Below are 22665 nucleotides of genomic sequence, written 5' to 3'. Positions count from 1 at the left end.
AAAACTCGCCTCCTCCTATAGCTCCATACTCGACTAGAATCTGATATAGTCGATGCTGAACGATCCGGTTGATACACTATCCTCCGGGTCGAATCTTAATTGCTTTAATACCCCTGTCCACCCGGGCACGGTCGACATATCCACGACATACTCCGTATAGTTCCGATCATTTGCTATTGTAGCAAATGTTTTCGATTTCGCTTCGCTCCACGTCGTATCCGCTTTTGTAATAAAATATAATTTAGCCGTTTTCGCCGCCGTAGCATTCTTCATTCTAATTTTTATAAATTGGTGGTCGACCATTCGAATGCCGAGATTGTCGGAAGACATCAAATACGGATCGGTGCCCGTTACATTACCGCCCATATATCCGCCGGCTTGCCATCCGAAGCCGCTCGTATTTCCTCCGGCTGTCCAGTTCTCAACGGTCGAGTCGAAATTCCATGCACCTCCATAATACGTAATCGTCGGATCTAAATAAACCGCGTCATAAGCCGAAGAAGCTTTGGCATTAACGACAAACTGGAGTTGATCCCCTGCGGCAACCGCGGCAAGCTGATCGATAACGATGCCGGTCATATCGCTTACTTGCACATAGCCTCCGCCGATCGGCCACCAATCCTGATCGTTTTTCTTGATTTTTACCTGCACCCCGTCAGAAGCCGCGTTGCTGACGCTTCTTCTCACATTTGCCATGATCCTGACGGTGCCGCTCGCAGGGGCAGTAAAGACTTGAACCGATTCTTTGTTAAGATCGGGCTGCACGAATCCCGCACCGACGAAACTATTGGCCGACGTCCCTTTCCACCGATTGTTGGCAGAATCCCATGTCATGTCAGATATCGTTCTGGTTGACCCATTCCAAGCCCACTCCTGAAAACGCCATCCATTCACTCCCTGTGTTTTGGAGAAGCTTCTGGATTGCGTGTAAACGGCAGCATTGGATACCGTTATTTCATCTATCTCGAAGGAACCGGTTGAAGCACTCTCATTCGGATCCAATCTCAATTGCTTGAGCGTCCCCGACCAACCTGACACCCCCGACATATCGATGAAATATTCGGTATAATTGCTGTCGTTCGCAGTCAAAGTGAAAGTCTTGGATTTCGCTTCCGTCCACGATGCATCTGCGTTCGTCGTAAAAAATAATTTTGCGGTTGTATTCGAGGAACTATTTTTCATTTTAATTTTCATAATGGTATGGCTGTCCGCACTGATCCCCAGATTGTCGGTCGAAAAAATGTATGGATCGGAGCCGCTGAACGTTCCCCCCGCATAGCCTCCTGTCTTCCAACCGAACCCGCTGATATCGCCGGCCGCTGTCCAATCATCTACCGTGGAATTAAAATACCACCCTTTTGCAGGACTGTTGAGAATTCTTATATAGTCGATTCCGAATGACCCGCTTGATGCGTTCACCGCGGGAACTAGCTTGATTCTCTTCAAAGTTCCGCTCCATCCCGCGATATTCGACATATCCAGATTGTAGAGGGTATAACCGGAATTTGCGTTGATAGTAAACGTTCTTGAATTCGTATCGGAGAAAACGGTTTTCACTACTGCCACACTGTCTATGCTAAACGATCCGCTTGATACATCTTTATTCGGATCGATCCTGATTCTTTTGATCGTTCCTGACCAAAGCCCGTTTATCGCTTCCGTCATATCAACGGAATATTCGGTATAATTATTGTCATTCGCATTGATCGGGAACGTTACAGACTTGGTTTCGCTCCAGTTGGTGTCGCTTGTCGTTGTAAAGTAGATCTGTCCGGTCGTGTTGGTTGTGTTGTTTTTTAATTTGATTTTGATTATGGTGTTGTTTGCCGCATCGATGCCCAAGTTATCCGGTGAAACAATGAAGGGATCTGGGCCGGCTACACTTCCGCCTATATAACCTCCTGTCTGCCATGCAAATCCGCCAATGTCGGAGTTGGCCATCCAACTCTCAGCATTGGAATTAAAATTCCAACCTGTTACATCGTCTGAAGTCGTAAAATACAATCTGGCGCTTGTTGCATTGGTGGCGTTGCTCATCCTGATCTGCACCGTATTTTTTCCTGCCAGTTCAATATCGGCATCCTTTTTCATGACGATATAGGAATTATTCATGGCAACTGTACCTTTCAGCGCGTGCTCCTCGGTAACCCCGAATGCTGCAGCGGAAGTTCCGTACATTCTCATCGTGTAATGATCCGCAATAGGGACCCCATTCAAATAAGACGTCGTTCCGCTGAAGCTTCCGGCGCTTTTAATGACTCCGGCATTAGTAACGGGCGTGCTGCTCAAAGACACGGTCCAAAGGTAATCCCCCGGAGGCAATGCCGGCTGCGCCCAAACATAAATCCACGGATTATTGGCACTGACGCCGTTATGGATGTACGTCGTGAACGGTGCCCCGTCAAGCGTCGTTTCATAATCCGTATCCCATTTATAGAGCGTTAATCGCAGGCCGGTGCCGGACCCGGTATATACCGGACTTAAAATTTCAATTCGGTTCAGCGAGCTTGTCGTCGTGAACTTCTCTGCGGCTACTGTCGTACTGCCGATCGCAACGGTCGATTTAGCCGCGCTTGGATTATACAAATCCGTTTTAATCGTATCGACCTTCCAACCCTCCGGATCAGCCAGATTAGCAAATTCCCAAGACTTTGCCGTTCCGGGCACGTTGATGTTTTCTGGTACTGGAGGGAGCCCTGGCATCGTAGTCGGGGCAGGAGTCGGGGTAGTAACCACACTTTCGTTTGAATAATAAGCGTAGCTTAATCTTCCGCCCGGCGCAGTATCGCCATTCACGTAAAAATCCATCACATCGCCGTCATTCTGCATGTTGTCCGCCCATTTGAATGCGATGTTGACAGGATCGCTCGTAAGTCCCAGATCGCTTCTCGGTATTCGAATCATCATTTCTTTACCGGATATGCTATAGCTAATATTGGAGTCTACAGACGACCAATTCCATCCCCCGGTGCTTTGTTCAAGCGTGGTCGTGCCGGCACCTACGCCCGTCCGGTTTATTACATAGTCGAATCCATTCCAGCCGTTTGTCGGATTTCCATCCGTGTTGATGAACAGTCGCATCCATGAAGAGTCGGTATAAGAGCTAATATTCGCCACGCATTTCACATAGAAAAAAAGGTTGGTCGAATCTTTGGCCACCTTCATCACATCGATATCGTTACGACCGGAATTGTTTTTAAAATAGAGCGCGCCATAGCCTCTGTAATCCCTCGCCGCCGTGTCTCCCGTATAGTCTTTATAGGCTGGCGAAACATCGTTCCATTGCGAGAAATCCGTATTGATCGTGACGGTTTTATCCGCACTTGGCACAGGCATCGCGTTATAGCCTTTATATTGTCGAATATATTTAGCAAGAAGCATGTAGTAATTGTCTTTAAAGCCCTCCTTCATGGGTTGAATATCGCGACTGTACGCCATGGTTGCACCATCATATGCGTTCACTTTGCGATTGCCGATACCATCCCAAATGCCGGCCATCCATTCGTTCCATCCCGTGACAAATACAATTGGGGGATCTTGAGCGATCGCATTGTTCCATTGCTCGATAAAATTGTATCCCGAGTTGACGGCATCTAAGCTATCGTCGTGCGTCCCGTTATGATAACCTCGCCCCCAAGTATTCGGTAATCCAAAAAACGCATTATCGCTGAATAAAAGGGAGCCTGAATTTTGGGCGGGAGATACGGTCATGATTTCTTTTTGTCCGTTATAATTATAGACTTGCTGAGGTCTTACGAAGTCAATCCATGGAAAGCCGTTGTTTTTTGGCGCTTCTGTCGGCCATTGCGATTCTTTGATCGTAAAGAAATTGGATACGGCAGTTGAGGCTTGACTGGAGACGCCAACGATCAGGGGCTTGGATCTCCAATTGAACCAAAGATCGGGGTGTCTGTCCGGAGCGCCGGCTTTATAATATCGGTCATAAATATACTCCATGGCGCTACCGGAATCGGTATTGGTATAAAAGGCTATTTTCGGAACGGGGGCGCCTTGATCGTACAATTCCTGCATAATGTCAAGCAGACTTTTGAGCACCGTATCGTAGGTCGGTACATTGGTCGTATCGAATACGATAAAATCGACTCCTGCCTCTCCAAGCATCTGCAAATCCTTGCGTATGACCCAAGGATCGTTGTGATCGTAATACCCATATAGCGGATTCCCCCAAAAATGATTCGTTCCCACGCCTCCCCATTCCGGTCTTCGATTATCGAAAACGGAATCCGGATATTTTCTGTATAAAAACTCCATGTCATAAGGACCGATATCAAAACTTGAAGCGAGAAAATAAAACATGCCGACGTAACGGTTCGCCTTGGCATTCCCCGTATCGGTATTCAAAGGCAAGCTGCGATTCAAGCTGTCCGTACCTACGGTTGCGTTGTAGATATAGGTATCTGCCGCTGCTGCAGGTTTCGTAGGCAGAAGGACGATCATTACGCTGCCGATGAATGCAAAACATGCCAGTCTCAAAATCCTTAGTGCCCATTGGCTAGCTCCATTGTCTATCATGTCGATTCCCCTCTCATTGACTCCTCAATATAGTCGATCGGTTGGGATTATGAGCGTTTTATTTCTAAAAATGAGCGCAACAAATAGACCACATTCCATCAAACGGAAATGTAATCGCTTTCATTTTGAGCTAAATTCGGCCACATTCTCCTCAGATGGGTTGATTTTCATACTTCGACTCCAGTCTCCTCCTTTTCGATTTTCGTTTATCATTCCTGTTACGGAATTTAAGTTGAATCATAATTGACTACTTTTAATTTTGTCAACAGTTTTTTATCAGTACTTTTGAAAGAGCCCTGGACGATCATCAAGATCATTCAGGGCTCTTTGTATGATTGCGAAGCTTTCTCTGTCCGCTCTCTGTAAACCGAAGGTGACATTCCTTCGACCTTTTTGAATACGCGGCTAAAGTAGAACGGGTCCTCAAACCCGACTTCTGCGGAAATTTCTTGCAGGCTGGCAGCTCTGTTCGCGAGCAAATATTTAGCCCGCTGAATTCGAAGCTGCTGGATATACGTTACGATCGTGATGCCCGCGTACTTCTTGAACACCTGGCAGATATACTCGTATTTGCGTTCGAGGCTGCGCTCCATCGCTTCCTTACTGACATTTTGCGCATAGGTCTCGTCCAGATAGTTGACGATTTTTCGAAAAGTAAGAAATGATCCAGGAATTTGGAATTCACGATTGGAGTGAAGCCATTCGTCGGCCATATGCTCCAAGATCCCGGCCAGGATAAGCGACATCCGGTAGCGAAAATACCCTTCCGGCTCATTGGATTCTTTTATCAGCCTTTCGAACTCGGTCATTAGCCGGTAGCGGTTCGACAACTGAAATTGTCTTGGAATGAGCAGTCCATCGACGTCTGGGTGAGATGAAGTTCGCAATTCATTGGGCAGAACATGGACAATATTAAGGTCTTCTCTCGCATTCTTCGAGCCATCGAGCTCAAGCAGGGGCGGATTGGACGTAAACTGCACCCAGAAAAACCTGCCCGAATCTGTTTGCTGCAGAATGGAATGCTGCTCCCAGGGCTTTAACAGTAAGGTTTCTCCTGATTTCAACACCAGGCGGCGCTCCCCCACTTGCAGGTATACAGGCCCTTCCGCTGCCACGATCAATTCATAATGCGGGTTATAATGGTTGCGCCCCACTAAGCCGCTATTCGTTTCAAATACACCAACCCATCTAACATCGAGTGAGGAAGTCCGAGGTAGCGAAAAATATTCCATGCCTTACCTCCCATTTTTGAGACGGTCCTAATCTTAAAGCTGTACATGGATTTAGCAACTCGCTCACTGCTAAGATCAGTATAACAAAAAAATAGCGCTCAAAAGGAGTTTGAATCATGGCTAGCAAGACCATCGATGAACAGGACTACTATCGCCGGGTGTATGGAGGCTGGCTTGGTAAAAATATAGGAGGAACGCTCGGAGCGCCGGTGGAAGGTTCCAAGGAGTTGCTCCATTTAACGTTCTATCCCAAATTGCCCGATGGACCGCTGGAAAACGACGATTTAGATTTGCAGCTCGTTTGGCTTCATGCCTTAGAGCAATACGGAGCGCGATTAACAGCGATCGAGCTCGGACAGGAATGGGTGGAACACGTATTTTTCCCGTTCGACGAATACGGCTATGCCTTAACGAATTTGCGAAGAGGACTAACAGCTCCCGTGGCAGGGTGGTTCAACAATCCGTTTACTGATTGCATGGGCTCGCCCATACGCTCGGAAATATGGGCAATGGTGGCTCCCGGCGCTCCTCATGTGGCCGCCTATTATGCCTATCAGGATGCAATCGTCGACCATGCAGGCGGTGAAGGCGTATACGGGGAAATGTTTTTCGCCGCTATCGAAAGCGCTATCTTTATCGAAACGGACAGGGACCGATTAATCCATATCGGTCTGCAGCATATCCCTTCAACGTGTCGGACCGCAAAAGCCATTCACGATTTGCTCCGCTGGCACAAGGAGGGTAAGGATTGGTTGGAAGCGCGCCGCCTGATTCTTGAGCATCATGGGAGCTCCAACTTTACGGACGCTCCGCAAAATATCGCTTTTACGATTCTTGGCTGGCTGTATGGTACCGATTTCGAGGACTGTATACTGAAAGCAGTCAATTGCGGCTACGATACGGACTGTACCGCGGCTACGCTTGGTGCAATTCTAGGCATGATTCTCGGACCGGAGCTTCTGCCAGAAAGATGGGTTAGTCCAGTTGGCGACCGAATCGTCGTCAGCCCGCAAATTAAAGGCTTTCCCGCTCCGGCTACTTTGGATGAGCTGACCCACCGCACGATGCGGGCCGGACGCGAAGTATTGGCCACCTGGGGGGCTGAAGTAGAAATCCTGGAAGTACCGAAAACGGTGACAGACCTATGGTATACTCCCTTTACTGCCAATCGTTACTTGCTCCCCCAAGGCACACGGACTACCCGATTAGGCTTAGAACTGACAATCGATTACGGCATGGATGGCCCTTCTATCGGACGCGGCGGGACAAAACAACTTTCACTGACTTTAGTTAACCACTCCCGAGAGGCATGGAACGGGAATCTCGATTGGCAGCTTCCTGATCGCTGGAGCGGCTCAGGTGCTCGCCCCTTTACCCTTGCACCCGGCGGCGTCCTGACTTGGACGGACACGATCCATGCACCCGAAGTCATTTCCGTAACGAACGAGATCGCGCTAATCATCCACCGAACTCATGATAATGCCCAATGGTCAAAAGAAACCGTTCAATTCACGCTTCTGGCCGCGTCCCGATGGCAAATATCCGGCCCGAATGAATCGGTTATGCAAACGGTCGACTTCGCCGGCGATCGAATTGACTTTAGCAACGCCTTGAATACAGCGATGCCTGGAAAATATACCGCGGTTTCCAAGCTTGTAAATCCATCCGAACAAGCCATTCGGCTGATAGCAGGAACGGCTAATCCGGTTAAAGTGTGGCTGAACGGAACGATTTTATTCGAAGACGATCAAGAAACGGAGTTTATGCCTGCTTATCACCGTTCGCCGAGAAGCAAGATGCACGAACTACGCTTGGCTGCCGGCACCCATGATATCCGGATCGAGATCATGAAAGACGAGAAGCCACTCGAGCTTTTCATACTGCCGATCCTTGCAGAAAACTTATCTAAGATCGGCGAGTTTTTTTACTTAACCGAAATCTATTTCGATGCATATGCACCGTCTGTTCTAGCTGAATAAAGCACAAATAATAATGATTATTGAAGCGGGCTGGAATCACAATTTTTCGTGATCCCAGCCCGCTTTGTCCGCGAGCTATCGCTCATTTTTTACAACTTAATAACCTGCTCCGCGACCGTAGATGCGTTGCGGAAGTCAGGCATGTCCATGGCTCTGCCGCCGTTCATCGCCGACAGCTCCGACAGAAGGGCGACCGCCGTCCACTCGCAGGCATCGTAGACGTCGATAGCTGGTTTTTTGACCCCTCTTACGGCATTGACGAAATCTTCGACGATAAAATAATCGCCGCCCCAATGACCGGCCGAACGTTGTTCTTCGGTCGCCTTCTTGTATCGTTCCGGCAAATAGTCGTCAAAGTCGCTTAGCGGACGCCACTGCGGATCTTCGGCTGAGCCGCCATCCGCTTCGATCCAGATTTTGTGCGTATCGCCAAGTCCGCGCGGGGCTTCGTAACAGCCTTTGGTTCCTTGCAGCGTATAATAGGTCATATTGTGCGGCCGCTTGGAAATGCAGTCGAGTCGCAGCTTGATGAGCTTGCCGCTTGCCATCTGACAGATCGTAATCGAGGTATCTTCTTGACGAAAGCGATTGTCCGTATGCCAGCCGGCTCCGAATGTCGAGACGGAGCGAATACGATCGCCCTGAAACCATTGCATGATCGGCCCGAGACTGTGCGTCGGGTAAAAGTTGCCCCGCTTGCCAAGCTGCCAATAGTTGCGCCAGGTCGGCTTGCCGATATGCGCTTGCTGTTCTACGCGGTTCGCTTGAAAAGCCAGGTTGCGAATGTCGTGCGAGTAGTCGCCTTCGCCAAAGTAGACCTCTCCGAACAGCCCTTGTTGGACCATCTGGAAAATTTGCTGATTTTGCGGGATGTAGCAATAGTTTTCCGCCATCATATAAACCTTGCCCGATGCTTCGACGGTTTCCTTCAGCCACCACAATTCGTCCATCGCCACGGCGGCCGTTACTTCGCAGAGCACGTGCTTGCCGGCTTGCAGCGCGGCGATCGACTGCGGCACATGGAGCTGCATCGGCGTCGACACGATTACCGCGTCGATATCCGATTCCAGCATATCTTCATAGATGCGGTAGGTTCGGGGAACGCCATGTTCCTTCGCCTTCAGCTCTAAATAATCTCCGTCCAGATCGCATAGCGCGACAACCTCCGTGCCTTCAATGCCTTGAAAGCCCTTGAGTGCGCTCAGCCCTCTTGCGCCTACGATTCCCACTTTAAGCATGATCTCTCATCTGCCCCCTTCGCTGATTGTATTCATCCAATCCGCACGACGCGCCAGCCCATGATCTCGCCAAACCGTGCTATCGTCTCGCATTCGTTGCCGTACACGATGACGCCGTGATGAATGCCTCCTTGCCTGCTGAACGCGGACAAGTAGTCGGCGACCGGGATCGGCGGCTTAAACCAGCCCCGAACCGTTTCCTCCATGCGATCGGACTCCACAACCTCCAGCATCTTGATCGGGGAAACGATTAACGAAAAACGATCGTTCTTGCCCGGCGACAGGCACACATATACCGCATCGCCTCCGCGGAATCGGCCACAGGCGACTGCCGCAGGACCGGCGTCCGTGAACGGGAACGGCTTCTCCTGCAACAGCGGTTTCTCGTCCGCGACCCGCAGATTCATTTCTCCCATGTGGCTCAGGAAGATGCGGTTATGCTTCCAATCCGGGCAGAACATCTCGGCGAAAGACGCGTCCGGGTAAACGGACAGCAGCGCTCCGGTAAGAGCGGCAGTCAGCACGTCGCCTTCGCCTGCATACCCGATGCCTCTTTCCATCGCTTTGCACGCTTCGAGGAATGGCATGCAAGGCAAGCCGGTTGATTTCGTAATGTCGAGAAAATTCATTGTAAATGCCGTCAAGCCCTGCTGCTGAATCCAATCGCGCACTTTAAGCGAAGCTTCCGTCGTTTGCCGATGAACGTCTTCGTCCAGCTTGTCGGCTCGGAACCGCGTCCGATCTGTTTGCATTTCTTCCCGAATCCGCGAATTGTCGATGTCCTCGATGAATGGCACGCTCTTGAAGTCGAATTCCAAGGTCTCGACTCCGATCTCGGTGCGCAGCGTTTCGCCCGGCACGCGGAAATCGCCCATACCTTCGAACGCTCTTCCGAGTCTCCCGACTTTAGCCTGTTTCATCGCCTTGGCCATTTTTGAGGCCTTCGCGCAGTCCCTCACGCGATCGATTACGTCCGACTCCTGCCAATGACCGGCTTCGATTTGGAAGTCCTTTCCGCGGCGCAGCAACACATTGCACAGATCCTGCACGCCGTGGATGCCGTGATTGTACATCAGCTCGGACGGGTCCTGCCCGGGACTGTAATCGAACGTCGGCGTCGTATCCAGCACCACGAGCGGAAGCGACGTCGACGCCAACAAGTCTGCGGACTCCAGCGACGGCGAATAGGCCAAATGCAAGGTGACGATGGCGTCGACGTTAGCCGCCTCGAAATGGCGCACCGCAGCTTCGAACTCGGCTTGCACCGAGCAGGGGGAGACGGTAATTACTTCGACGTTCCGGCGCCGGAATTGCTCGGCGATGAGAAGTGGAAAAGCATCCGCTCGCTCGCGAATTTCCGGCCAATAGTCGTCGTACAGCTTGACGTATAACGGCAATAGCCCGATTTTCAGATTTTCCACCCCCTGTTCCCCTCCTTGATTGAACCGATCATGGCGCAGGCGTTGTCGTGAAATACGGCTTCGATGTCCGCTTTGGACAAGCGTTCCGCCTCGGAGGCGATTCGAAAGGCATTGATCTCCTCGTACAGGAAAAACGACAGCTCGTCCGCTTCCTCCCCGTCCAGCTCGCGCATGTTTTTATCGCCGGACACGTCGCCGTACAGTCCTTTGGGCACCAGATTGACGTATTTACCGTCCTTGCATGTTCTTCTCATCCGCATGCGCAAAATCGGCATATCGCTCCCAAACAATATTCGCTTCGGGCCGACAGCCCGAATCAACTGGCGAAACACGTCCTCGTTCGTATTGGCACTGATGTCGAAGCGCATGTTTCTCGTTTCCGCCAACACTTCGAAGGCGTTTCCGACATCCTCGGGGCAGTACGCTCTGCCGACATGGGCGATAATCAGCTTGACTGCCGGATATTTTCGCTCGATCTCCAGCATTTGCGCGAGATTGACCGGGTCTTTTAACCTTCCGTCGCGCGGGATATGCAACATCGCCCCCCAACCGCGCCGGTTGAGAACTTCCAGCTGGTGCGGCGGCAAAAAATCGTAAATTCGGATTTCTTTCTCCGGAATATACGGTGCGGCAAAATTCAAGTACACCTTGCAGCCCAGGAAGCCGCCCTTCTCGATCCCTTCCTCGAAGTCGGTCGCGCTCATGCCCGGTTTGGTCACGAGAAATGAGGGCAAATCATGCGCGGCGGCACAATTCCGGACGTAAGCGTTGTTCGCTTCAATATCAAAATCCAGACCGACCTGGGCGAAGATGAGCGGCGTAACCGTTTTGCCGGGAAGCATCAGTCGATAGGCTTCGAACAAGTCTTCAATTGGATTATGCTTGGCAACCAGCCACGGCCATGCAACGGCTCTTACCGGAGCTCCTTCGTCCGGCCGACGAAATTCGTCCAGCCACACATGCGTGTGAACGTCAATAATGTTGTCAGGCAAAAATGCGCGCAATCGATTCTCGTAATAAAGTCGGTCTACTTGCTTAATCTCGATCAGGCTCACTGGACCGCCTCCCCGAAAAGTTGCAAAAATCGGTCGTATTGCCTCAGATGAATGGCGTGTGCTTGTGGACTCGGGGTATGTACATGTGCCGGAAATGCGGCCTGCTCTATCGCGTCCCTCTCATCGGCAAACAGACCCGTTCCGATACCGGCCATGATCGCAGCCCCCGCCGCTCCGGCGCATGAACCGTTGACGATGCGGACTTCCTTGCCCAGCACGTCGGAAACGATCTGCGGCCAGACGATTGATTCCGTAGGCCCTCCCACCATGAAGACGGAAGTGAATCGCTTCCCGTTCGCTTCCAGCTTGTCCAAGCTTGTTTTCAGCAAATAAACGGTCCCTTCCATAATCGCCCTCGCCATATCCGCTTGGCTCGGCCGGTCTGCCAGCTCCAACTCGGTCCTGCGCATCGGATGGATCAAAATTCCGTTAGCGCCGGGTGGCGCAGATATCGCAAGCTCATTGAAGATGTCATAACGATCGGGCTTGTCGCTGATATACCGGGTCAACCATTGCTCGATGCCCGTGGCGATTGCCGGAAGCGAGAACATCGCTCCCCAAGGTCCGTCCGGCTGCAGAAAAGGATCGATGAGCATGTTCTGATTCAGCGCGTCTAACCGGTTTCTGATAGGCGTGAACCCGACCCATGATGTGCCGCATGACAACAAAAGCTCCCCCTCTTCCAGAACGCCCGCTCCCCGAGCGGCGGAAGGATGGTCGAAGGCGCCGGCAACGACCGGCGTTCCTGCAGGAAGGTCGGTATCGACGCAGACGTCTGCCGTTGTATAGCCGATAATCGTGCCCGATGCCGCGATTTGAGGCAATTGGGCTTCGGAGATGTTCAACTGGTTCAAAAGCGAACTGTCCCATTTTCCGGCTTTTTGGTCCTGCAAAAAAAAGGGGGTCGCGGTCGAGGGATCGATCGCCCACTCCCCGGTCAGGCGGTAAACGACGTATTCCGTGCTCATGCCGATTTTGTCGGCGAGGCGGAACAGCTCCTCCTCATGTACTTTCAGCCACGAAAGATGAGCCAGCGGAAACGTATCCATTGGCGGCCACCCGATCAAGTCGTAGCGTGCTGTCTGATCTGCGTTGCCGAGCGCAGCTGTCATTTCGGACGAAACGGGCCGGTTATCGAGCCAGCTGATGACGGGCTGAAGAGGCGCTCCGTCTTTGCCCAGCAGCACGGTATTGCCGCTCGCCGACGCGAATGCGAGGCCCGCGACCCTGCCGGTTTCCGGCATGGCCGACCTCAGCCGCTTGATCACATCGGCGATAAGCAGATAGAACGTCTGCGCGTCGAATTCGGCTCTTCCATCTTCATAAAGCTGAACCTGAACAGCTTCCTTTTCTCGAGCGACCACGTTGCCGTCAGAGGAGAGCAGTATGCCTTTGACGGCGGAGGTGCCCAAATCCAAACCGATCAAATAGGAAGATGTCATCTTGCCCATCCGTCCCTTAACCTGCGGTACGGCTCGCGGCCAAAATCTGTGCGGGATCGGCATAGCGATAACCAAGACTTGCGGCTACCGGTTCGCAAGTCACTTCGCCTTTATAGGTGTTCAGGCCAAGCCGCAAGTCGGCGTCTTCCAGCAACGCCCGGCTAATGCCTCTATTCGCCAGCTTCATCAAATAGGGAAGCATGGCCGCCTCCAGGGCGAAAGTGGACGTCCGCGGAACCGCGCCAGGCATGTTCGCTACGGAGTAGTGAATAACGCCGTGTTTTACATAATAAGGATTGTCATGCGTCGTCACGCGGTCGATCGTCTCGATCGAGCCTCCCTGGTCGATGGCTACGTCCACGATGACCGAGCCTTTCTTCATCGTCCGCACCATAGACTCCGTTACGATTTTAGGCGCTTTGGCGCCGGGAACAAGCACGGAACCGATCAACAGATCTGCTCGCTCTACCGCATAAGCGGTGTTGTACTCATTGCAGATCAAAGTCGCGACTCTCCCGCCAAAAATATCGTCCAGGTACATCAGCCTGCTCTTGTTAATGTCCAGCACGGTCACCTTCGCGCCTAGGCCGACGGCCATCTTGGCCGCATTCGTGCCGACAACGCCGCCGCCTATAATGACGACCTCGGCTGAATGGACGCCCGGCACGCCCCCAAGCAGAATTCCCATGCCGCCGTTGTATTTTTGCAGCAACGACGCCCCGATTTGTACCGACATTCTGCCTGCGACTTCGCTCATTGGCGCGAGCAGCGGAAGCTGACCGTTCGGAAGCTGAACGGTTTCGAAGGCGATACTTGACACTTCGCGATTCAGCATCGTCTGGGTCAACAACTTGTCTGCGGACAGATGCAGGTAGGCGAACAACGCTTGCTCCTGCCTGAAGTAATCGTACTCCTCGGCAACAGGCTCTTTCACTTTGACGATAAGGTCCGTTTGATCGAACAATGCTTTCTTGTCGGCGCAAAGGACTGCACCGGCTTGCGCGTATTGCCCGTCGTCGAACCCGCTGCCTGCGCCCGCCGCTTCTTCCACAAGTACCGCATGCCCCTGTCCGACGAGCTGTTTGACGCCGCCGGGGGTAAGCGCCACGCGATTTTCGTTGTTTTTGATTTCCTTAACGAGTCCAATGATCATGGCCTTCACCTGGTTTCCGTAAATTTGCTAGACAAGCCGGATCTCTACGCCGGATTAATCGGCTGCCGACAGATTTATTAACGTCTCGTCCATCTTGGCGACGAGAAAGTCGATCATCCGCTTCGTCGCGATAATCGGCGGTTTGGTCAACGCTGCCGGCGGGCATTTGGCTTTGTAGGTTTGCGCGCTTATATCGATGCATTGCCGGCCGAGCGATTCCGTAAAAGCCTTGACCTGGTCCGCCTCTCGGAAAAAGAGCGTCGAGAGATGTCCCTTGCCCTCTATGGCCGCTATAAAGGAAGGATGGGTTTCCGCTAGAGCCGCCAACCGCTCTTCATAATAACGGCCCATCTCCTGAATGTAAGGGCCATTCTCTTCGGCAAATTTCATCGTGATGAGATAGGCGAGCGACGCCAATTCTTGCTGTCCGTTCGTGACGAGCGCGCCGAATTGATTGAGCGTATCCATCTCGGCCGTCGTAATGATTCGCGATGCCGGATATTGCCCGCCCGGAAAGCCTTTGCCGATTACGACGAAGTCCGGGTTCAGTCCGTACGCCCGGAACAAATACATGCCCGGATACCACATGCAGGATTGAATTTCATCGCACATGACCGGCGTATCGTTGCGGTGACAAAGCTCATAGGCCTTTTCCAAGAACGACTGCGCAAGGCGTATACCGCCGTAATTCATCAGCACGATCTCGTGCAGGAAGCCCGCAACCTTATAAGGAGGTTTATTGTACTTCTCGAATTTGGCCTTAAAGTCTTCAATGTCGTTAATACGGATCGGGCATGACTCGAAAATGCCTGCCTCTCTCATCTTCCCGTACATCTCAGGCCACATGCCGCGTAAGGTTTGAGCGAGGACGGTCGTGCCATGATAATTCGCCTTTGTGCCGCCGTCGTAATCGGCCATGACGAAAAACACTGGAATCCGGCCTTTATAACGAGGTTCGGGAAAAGTATCTTCGAGCTTGTAGAACCGGGAGAGCATCATCTTCATAGCGGCTTCGCAAGCCAGCGTGCCCGTTTCCAGATTGATGACGCGATTCAACACGTGAGGCTGCCGAGAATCCAACACTTCTTCCAGCGGCTCGGATTCCTCTCGAGTCAAACCATTCACCGTACGAACGAGCTCTCTCTCCAGCAATCGCGTTATGAAGCCTCGCGTATTATTGTGCGTCGCGTTCGTAATGCCGAGTTTCCTTGCGTTGTCGATCAGTCGGTATCCCGGAAAGTTATGACCGTACGGCGTATGATAGTGCTCGCTTTTGGCGGCGAGATACAGCCTGCCGTCCTCGCCCAGACGCAAGTACCCCAAGCCGCCGAGCGGGCTTGCCTGCAAATTGGAAGCCAGGCGGAATGCATTCGTCGGCGCGCCTTGCATTTCGTTTTCCATAGCGGGCGCAACTTGGGTACCCACCTTCTCCAGCAGGCCGTCCATCTTGTCCACGAACGATTCAGGCAAAAAATCGATTTCTTCGTTCGCTATATGCTCTAACTCCGCTTCAGGCAGCTCGGACAATAGGACGCCGCCCGTTACGACAGATTCCATATACTTTTCGCCAAGTAATTGAAGTAACGAACGCTTCACGGAATTCATACGATCATCTCGCTTTTAAAGTTAGTTTCTTCGAATGTCCGTCTTTATTTCGATAGCTTTACGATCGTCTTAAAGGACGTGGCTTCTGGAAGTTCCATCTTTTCGCCATTCGGCAGAACGATTTCCACGGGAATACGCGGAGGTCCGTCTACTGCCAAAATGAACGTATCCGAATGGTCCATTTGCCATTCCACCTTTACGTTGCCGTGAGGCGTCGCGACTTCGCCCTTTGCCCATTTCAAATAGCCGGGTTGCGGAGCGACACGGATTCGTTGAAAACCGGGAGCGGAGGGCTTCACGCCCAAGATCTCGGCAGTGAATTCATAAAGCGGGACAGCTCCCCAGGCATGACAATCGCTGCGCTGCGATATCGGGTCCTCCACCCAAGTTGTCAAATTCAGCCGCACAAGCCGTCGCCAAGTCTCCCATTTCTCAAATGCGCGCTCATAAAGTCCTGCCATCGATAATGCCCGAAACCAAAAGTAGGACATGGCATACGATACTTTCGCAAGAGCGTCGTCTTGCAGCATAGTAACGATAAGCGCACGGGCTTGCTGCTCCTTAACCGTCCCGGAGATTACGCTCCAGATTTGTACATGCTCGCTGTAATCTTCCGTCGCAGGCCCGTCGCGGAATAGCTGTCTCTCGGCCGACCAGCAATGCAAGCGTACAGCTTCTTTTACTGCTTCCGCCCTGCTGGTGTACTCTTCGGCGGTGGAAACACGACCTGCGGATTCATTGAGCGTAGCCGCATATTGCAAGGCAGCAGCGTACATAAGACTGTAAACCGTCAACGGCCCTTGTTGGCTTGCGGGCGGCACTCCGGCATGATCATGCCATTGCTCGACCCAATCCACGAAAGACCAGTACATGGGCGGCATGGCGCCTACTAATCCCAAGTGGTCCAACCGGCAAGCAAACCAGTCCAGAAGCGCATCCATCGTCGCCAAGTAAGAACGGACCAGCTGCTTGTCCCCGTAGTACCTATAGTGGTCGTATACCATCATGATCCAATAAAGCGAAAATCCGGGTATGATCTGGGGTAAAACGGACGGGTAACGGCTTTGGAGCATGCCGTTAGGCAATTGGGAACTGTGAAAATCAAAAATCGCCTTGCGGGCAAGCCTATCGTCTGCACTTAAATGATACGTAAATACGATTTGCAAAAAAGTATCCATGGCGTACTGCAATTGCTCATAATAGGGACAGTCCTCATACGTCTCGTGCATACAGCGTCTTAGCGTGTTAATACTGATCTCCCACAGCGGTTGGAGCGATTCGTCCGAGCATTGAAATCTCGCCTTCACTTCAAGCGGATATCCTGTCTCGCGGTAATGAAGCCGGTGTACGACCAGCGGTACGTCACCGGCTTCGAACCGCAGACGGACAAAGCGGAACGTACGAAACCAGAACGGTTCATAGATCTCCAATTTATGTTCCGCTACATTCCCGGTTCCTGCCACTCGATAGATATCCTCTTCTCCAAACAGGATACGCTTCGAGCTGTCGTCGCGAATCCCCTTATTGCGTTCTCCCCCTGACTCCGGCTCGTCCTCATAGCACTCCGATGGCAAGATTCGAGCCGTACCGCCCCTCCCGCCCGAGAAGGCAACCTGCAAGTATCCTGTCGTCAGCTCGCCGGCATCGAGCTCCAGCATCATGGCTTGACCCGGCATCAGCTTGTAGCCTTCACTCCCATCATCGATTTGTCTATTTTGCGCCAAAAAAACCGCGGTTTCTCCTTCTCCCTCGCCCTCCTGCCACACGATTGCCCGAAATGTCCGTTCCTCTTCGAACAGCATCGGAATCGGCCTTGGGGTAAGAGGCCAGGGCGTAAGCTGACCGTAAGTCGGATCATAAGCGTCGGAGACGATTACGGCCGGTTTCCAGTGGCTATCATCATACCCGGCCTCTAGCCAGCCATGTGGAATCAACGAACCATCCACCCGTTCAACGCCCCCGACATACGACACCTTCCGCCCCGGATAGAAGGACAATGACTCGTCTTTTAGACAAAGCCACTCCTCATCGCTAACCATTCTGGCAGTCGTACGATCGACCTGATTCTCCAGAACTCCCTCAAAGAAGAACGCACCCGTATTGGCTCTCCATATCGAAGTCGGTCCGCCCGCTCCTACCTTGAACGGCTCCGATGTCGTGAAGTGAAGCACCATGACGGACAACAGGTTCGTGCCCTTCACCAAAAACTTCGTCGCATCGACAGTTTCATAATAATGGGTATGCCTGTCGCCTTTGCATGGCCCGACCGCCACCGATTTGCCGTTCACATACAATCGATAGCGGCTGTCAGCCGATACATGGATTACAAGTTTGACAGGAGACACGTCCGGAACCTGAAACTTCCTCCGAAAGTAGACCTTCTCATGCTCTCCTTCTTTAATCGCAATCGGCGAATGATCATGCCAGATCCAGCTTGCTTGCCATTGTTGATGAGTGCTCATTCCATCCTCCGGTCAACTCTAATCCATTAGCGACTACCTTGCATCTAAGGCCGATTCGGACAAATACAATCGGAATGAATGGCGTACAGTCTGCCCTCGCCCGGCGCAAAGCTGGAAGACAGAATGCCCGTTGACGGATTGTAGTTCGTCGAGACTTCTGCGCCGGTCGATTTGGATACTTCCTTTACGGACCCGGGTTTAAACGGCAGCGAGAAGGTCAAGGTGCGGGCATTGCTTGTATCCCGATTGACGACCATGACGTATTTCACACCGTTGTCGCCTGTAAACGTACTGACAATCGTCGGTTTACTGGCATCTGTCACTTGCCAGAACATATCGTCAGGCAGCGCTTGCGTAGCGTTCGGTAATGATCCGGTATGATACACTGCGTTCGACTTCAGCTTCATGAGCGTCGGCCCCAGTTTGAGTACCTCTGCATTCAGATTGGCGGCCCAATTGTAAGAGGCATTCTTCGTTCCATCCAAGGCAACCAACCCATCATGAAAACCCGTTTCGCCGTAGCTGCCTGGCGTCATATACGTAAAATAGATAATTCCTTTCGCCCCATAGGCCAGATTGGTGTAAATCTGATAGCGCATCTCATTTTGCGTAGGCGCTTTGATATTCGCAGGCGTATAGCCTACCGCTTGGATATAGGACCAGAAGTCGATTCCGCCAATCTGGCTTTGTCTGCGAATGATCTCCAGGTTTTCATAGTAAAGGTCGGAGAACCCGCTCTGCAGAAACGGATAATGATCAAAGGCAAGCACATCCGGACGTTGGCTTACCCAGCGGTAAACATAATCCTCATAAGAGCCTTCTTTTACATTCTGGTTCACGGTATACCAAAAGTCGGCATCGATTGCCGTTCCGTTCACGTAGGCTTCCCCATCGCGAAACCAATTGATTCCGCTCTTGGAGTGAACGACCCATCCAATTGAATTATCTCCAACGCCGTTATGGGTCAGTTCCATGTAATAGCTCGTATTCCCTGTTACTGTGGCGTTAAGAGCGAATCGCGGTGAGTTTGTGGTAGCGCCAGTCAGCGTGTTCTGGGCAATTAGCGTTGCCTTGGCGGGTGAATCCCACAGCTTGAGCGTCAATTCCTCACCGATTGACCAACTGCTGCGATCTATCCACATTTGAATGGTAGAGATGGTAGTTTGCCCCGGCTTCGTCTTGAAGGTCTGGCCAACCCGGTGGGATGAGCTGACGAGTTCGCCCGTAAAGTCATACAAGCCAAGATTGGCTCCAGCCGGCTCTGCCGTGTTTGGGTACAGATTCACGAATGTCATATGAGCCGGATCCTGTTGACGCATCCGCTCCATCGCATAGCCCAGACCCGGCATTGAGGTAGCCGGCGGTTCATCTACCAACACGTAGCCCTGCAGAGCGGAATTTGTCTTGTAATGCTGGACGACATCGTCGATTTCCGAATCGGTTGGTTTGTTGCCGTTCGCGAAGACGCTCGGTGGCGATGTACGCAAGTCTTGAACAAGCACCTTTAGCCCATTGGCTGCAGCGCTGGCAAGAGCTGCATCGTTTTTCGCGAACGTATCGAGCCCGTTCCCGCCGACTATGAAGTTGGCATTCATATCCTTGATATCCTTATAGGCGGCATTGCTGGTCTGCGATGGCGGCGGTGGCCAGTGGATGCCGATCGGAAAAGGAGCGATCGGAGGCGAATAAGCAGAAGCATAGGAATGAATCGGCAAAAGAGAAGCGAAAAGCATAAATGAAATACCATAGCGTTTGATGGTTGATTTCAATACAAGCCCTCCTCATTGTGAAAAGCCTTTACTCCATTCAAACCTGAAGTGATTACTTCCCTTTTGTCGCCTTCCACTCCGCAACGCCGGCTTTGACAGCTTCATCCCAATAGGCAAATACTTTTTCTTCTCCCATGTCCTTGAGATCCTGAATCATCTTGGCTTTTCCGGCAGCAAAGGAGGCGTCATCCTTGGTCAATATGATCTTCGGGATCGCCTGATTCAGGTAGTTGTTGATTTTATCGGCGATCAGCTTGATATCGTCTGGCTCGCTAGCTGGTATAAACCCGGCCAGATCGAAGGCATCCGACCGATTATAGGACTGACCGGGAGGCAAAATATCGCTAGGCAGCTCAGCCTTATAATAATCGAGCACTTCTTTGGTTAGCGCATTCTCCGGTTTCTGGTACTCGGCCTTCCGGTACTCTCTTCCTAAGGAAATATCGACCGGATCCTTCGTGCCGGGAATCATCCCGTCTTTATTCAATCCCAAATTGTTCAGGAATTTGTTATAGCCATACTTATTAATGGCATCCGGATCCAATTTGTTTTTCTCATGGGTTTCGGTGTATTTGTATTTGCCGTCTTCCATCACCCAGTCGATACCTTCGATACCGTTCGATACTGTCATCGCTCCATGCACGGAATAGAGCCAGTTGATCAATTCCATCGCCCGTTCAGGATGCTTTGCCTTTTTGGAAATGGCAAATACCTGATTGTTTTGACCATATTTCTTATTGAAATAATTGTAGCCCTTGGATGGCATCGGAATCGGACTGAACCAGCCCTTGTCGTAAATGTTTTTACTCTGCAAGTAGGCATTGCTGCCTCCGATCATCCATGCGATATAGCTCGCCAATACCTGGCCGCTATTGTATTTTTGTGTAGCCTGATCGTACTTTTGCGTGAAGCTGTCCGGATCGAGCAGTCCCATTCGGTTTGCTTTATTCCAGAATTGTACGTCCTCCCAGAACCCGGAATCTTCTTTGGTATAAATATTGGCCGTTTCGAACGTAGTGACATCCATTTGCATAACGTTGGCGGATCCGCCGTACTGATTCGTGCCTCCCTGACGATAGGGGCCCCAGATATGAGTATTGTAGTTATAACCCCAGTCATACCAGGTCGAGAATCCATAATATTTTTTTCCATCCTCATTGACCGGATGCTTCTTGAGCATTTCGGCGACGACATTCAAATAATCGTCGGTCGTATTAATTGGCGGATATCCTAATTCCTTATAGTAGTCCCACCGCAGGCTTACCCCCGCCCAAAGCGGTTCAGGCGTCGCGGCTTCTTCCATGATTAATCCGCTGATAAACTTTTGCGTGCCGTCTGCCAGTTTTCGATCCGCTTTCAGCACTTCCTCCGGTACGTTTTTCTTGATGTCCGGCCCGTATTTCTCGATCAGCGGCTCGAGATCAAGAACCATGTCCTTGATTTGAGGGACAAATTTCTTATCGATCACCATGATGTCTTTGAGATCATTGGTAGCTAGCAGCGCCGCCAGCTTTTCATCCGATGGCTTGGTTTCCATGTCAATCTTGATTCCAAGTTCTTTTTCGATTTGCTTCGCCACAGGATCTTCCTGGATGCCAGATGGTGAATTCTGGCCCATAATTGCGCTCCAAAAAGTAAGCGTTACCGGCTCTTTGGAAGCGTCGTTATTGCTTCCGTTTTCTCCACTGCTTTCGCTCGCTTGCGCTGACGGTTTTTCCTTTCCTCCCGAGCATGCAGCCAGACCTAGAACTAGGCTTAGTGCCAGCAGACTGCCGGCTGCCTTTTTCACACTCTTTTTCATTTGCGCATGACTCCTCCTGTATATCGTTTATGGTTTTATTAATCCTGCCGGTAAGGACAGGCTAACAAACAGCGTTATTAACCTTTCACAGCGCCAAGCATGATGCCCTTGACAAAATATCTTTGCAGGAAGGGATACACAAGGAGAATCGGGAGAACGGTTACAACGGTAATCGTCGTTTTCACTGCAAATGGATCAAGCTGTTGATTTCTGCTAATCGAGCTAAGATCCTTGTTGCCATCCCTCAACATATTCGCCAGCATTTCGGCTTGGCTAAGAAAGTTTTTGAGAATGAGCTGCAGCGTCTGTAAATGAGGATTGCTGACAAGAAAGAAATTGTCCTGCCATGAGTTCCACTGCCCGACTGCATTAAATACGGCTACCGCCGCAATAATCGGAACGGATACGGGAGCAATAATTCTCGTAAGTATTTTAAAATGCCCCGCGCCGTCCACAACGGCCGATTCCTCAAGCGAGGGCGGAATGGACTCTATATAGGTCTTGATCAAAATAACGGCAAAAGGCGAGATCATCCCGGGCAGTACATATAGCAAAAAATTGTTTTGCAGTCCCAGCATCTTCATACTGATGAACCAAGGGATAAGCCCTGCCTGGAAAAACATTGTAAACACCGTCGCTCGATATAACCACTTTCGTCCAGGCAATTCCTTTTTCGTGCACAAATAAGCAAGCATCGTAGAAAAGAACAGCATGATCACGGTTCCGATCACGGTTCGCGCCACAGAAATCCCGAAAGCAGTCAATATCCCTTTTATCTGAAGCACTTGTGCGAAATTGTTCCAGTGCAGCCCGATCGGATATAGCAGCACTTCACCTCTCGACACCGCATCCGCGCTGCTGATTGACACGAGAATGAGGTAGTAAAACGGATAAATGCACATCACCGCAAAAGCAAGATAAATCGCTGCGCATGTTACTTGAAACAGCAAGTCTTTCCGTATGCTCATCGGCCTA

General features: G+C 51.3%; 13 protein-coding genes. 1 reads left to right on the top strand and 12 read right to left on the bottom strand.

The genetic code is table 11. The features are described from left to right. Nucleotides 1-33 precede the first annotated feature (33 nt). Together KVT38_RS03085 and KVT38_RS03080 are read right to left on the bottom strand one after the other, a co-directional pair. Nucleotides 34-4533, bottom strand: coding sequence for a glycoside hydrolase family 71/99 protein (locus KVT38_RS03085; protein WP_217592225.1), 4500 nt, complete (start codon nucleotides 4531-4533; stop codon nucleotides 34-36). A 317-nt stretch (nucleotides 4534-4850) separates the two neighbouring features. Continuing rightward, nucleotides 4851-5765 (bottom strand): AraC family transcriptional regulator, encoded by a 915-nt coding sequence (locus KVT38_RS03080; RefSeq protein ID WP_217592224.1) that lies wholly within the window; start codon nucleotides 5763-5765, stop codon nucleotides 4851-4853. Nucleotides 5766-5881: 116 nt separating this feature from the next. Here KVT38_RS03080 and KVT38_RS03075 point away from each other — a divergent pair, with 116 nt between their 5' ends. Further along, nucleotides 5882-7744, top strand: a complete 1863-nt coding sequence (locus tag KVT38_RS03075) for an ADP-ribosylglycohydrolase family protein (RefSeq protein ID WP_217592223.1) — start codon at nucleotides 5882-5884, stop codon at nucleotides 7742-7744. 89 nt (nucleotides 7745-7833) lie between these two features. Here KVT38_RS03075 and KVT38_RS03070 read toward each other — a convergent pair whose 3' ends face one another. The 10 genes from KVT38_RS03070 to KVT38_RS03025 all read right to left on the bottom strand — a co-directional run bounded on the left by KVT38_RS03070 (nucleotide 7834) and on the right by KVT38_RS03025 (nucleotide 22658). Beyond that, nucleotides 7834-8982 carry a Gfo/Idh/MocA family protein gene (locus tag KVT38_RS03070; protein WP_217592222.1) on the bottom strand — a complete coding sequence of 383 codons (1149 nt, stop codon included), beginning with the start codon at nucleotides 8980-8982 and terminating at the stop codon, nucleotides 7834-7836. A 32-nt stretch (nucleotides 8983-9014) separates the two neighbouring features. Further along, the gene (locus KVT38_RS03065) at nucleotides 9015-10403 is read right to left on the bottom strand and encodes an L-arabinose isomerase family protein (protein WP_217592221.1); all 1389 of its coding nucleotides are present in this window, start codon (nucleotides 10401-10403) and stop codon (nucleotides 9015-9017) included. Further along, on the bottom strand, nucleotides 10391-11458 hold the full coding sequence (locus tag KVT38_RS03060) for an amidohydrolase family protein (RefSeq protein WP_217592220.1): 1068 nt from the start codon (nucleotides 11456-11458) through the stop codon (nucleotides 10391-10393). The genes KVT38_RS03065 and KVT38_RS03060 overlap by 13 nt, the downstream gene beginning before the upstream one ends. Next, on the bottom strand, nucleotides 11455-12900 hold the full coding sequence (locus tag KVT38_RS03055; protein WP_217592219.1) for a xylulokinase: 1446 nt from the start codon (nucleotides 12898-12900) through the stop codon (nucleotides 11455-11457). The genes KVT38_RS03060 and KVT38_RS03055 overlap by 4 nt, the downstream gene beginning before the upstream one ends. Nucleotides 12901-12916: 16 nt before the next feature. Beyond that, nucleotides 12917-14053, bottom strand: coding sequence for an alanine dehydrogenase (gene ald, locus KVT38_RS03050; RefSeq protein WP_217592218.1), 1137 nt, complete (start codon nucleotides 14051-14053; stop codon nucleotides 12917-12919). Between the two features lie 54 nt (nucleotides 14054-14107). Further along, complete coding sequence (locus KVT38_RS03045) at nucleotides 14108-15610, bottom strand: aminotransferase class III-fold pyridoxal phosphate-dependent enzyme (RefSeq protein ID WP_254638934.1); 1503 nt, start codon at nucleotides 15608-15610, stop codon at nucleotides 14108-14110. Nucleotides 15611-15702: 92 nt separating this feature from the next. Next, the gene (locus KVT38_RS03040) at nucleotides 15703-18120 is read right to left on the bottom strand and encodes an alpha-L-rhamnosidase-related protein (RefSeq protein WP_217592216.1); all 2418 of its coding nucleotides are present in this window, start codon (nucleotides 18118-18120) and stop codon (nucleotides 15703-15705) included. A gap of 44 nt (nucleotides 18121-18164) precedes the next feature. After that, complete coding sequence (locus KVT38_RS03035; RefSeq protein ID WP_217592215.1) at nucleotides 18165-19889, bottom strand: hypothetical protein; 1725 nt, start codon at nucleotides 19887-19889, stop codon at nucleotides 18165-18167. A gap of 52 nt (nucleotides 19890-19941) precedes the next feature. Beyond that, nucleotides 19942-21690: a type 2 periplasmic-binding domain-containing protein gene (locus KVT38_RS03030; protein ID WP_217592214.1), complete on the bottom strand. Its 1749-nt coding sequence runs from the start codon at nucleotides 21688-21690 to the stop codon at nucleotides 19942-19944. A 77-nt stretch (nucleotides 21691-21767) separates the two neighbouring features. After that, on the bottom strand, nucleotides 21768-22658 hold the full coding sequence (locus tag KVT38_RS03025) for a carbohydrate ABC transporter permease (protein WP_217592213.1): 891 nt from the start codon (nucleotides 22656-22658) through the stop codon (nucleotides 21768-21770). Nucleotides 22659-22665: the final 7 nt, after the last annotated feature.

This window comes from Cohnella sp. GbtcB17 (assembly GCF_019091135.1).
Taxonomy (GTDB): domain Bacteria; phylum Bacillota; class Bacilli; order Paenibacillales; family Paenibacillaceae; genus Cohnella.
This window is presented reverse-complemented; position numbering and strand designations above follow the sequence as displayed.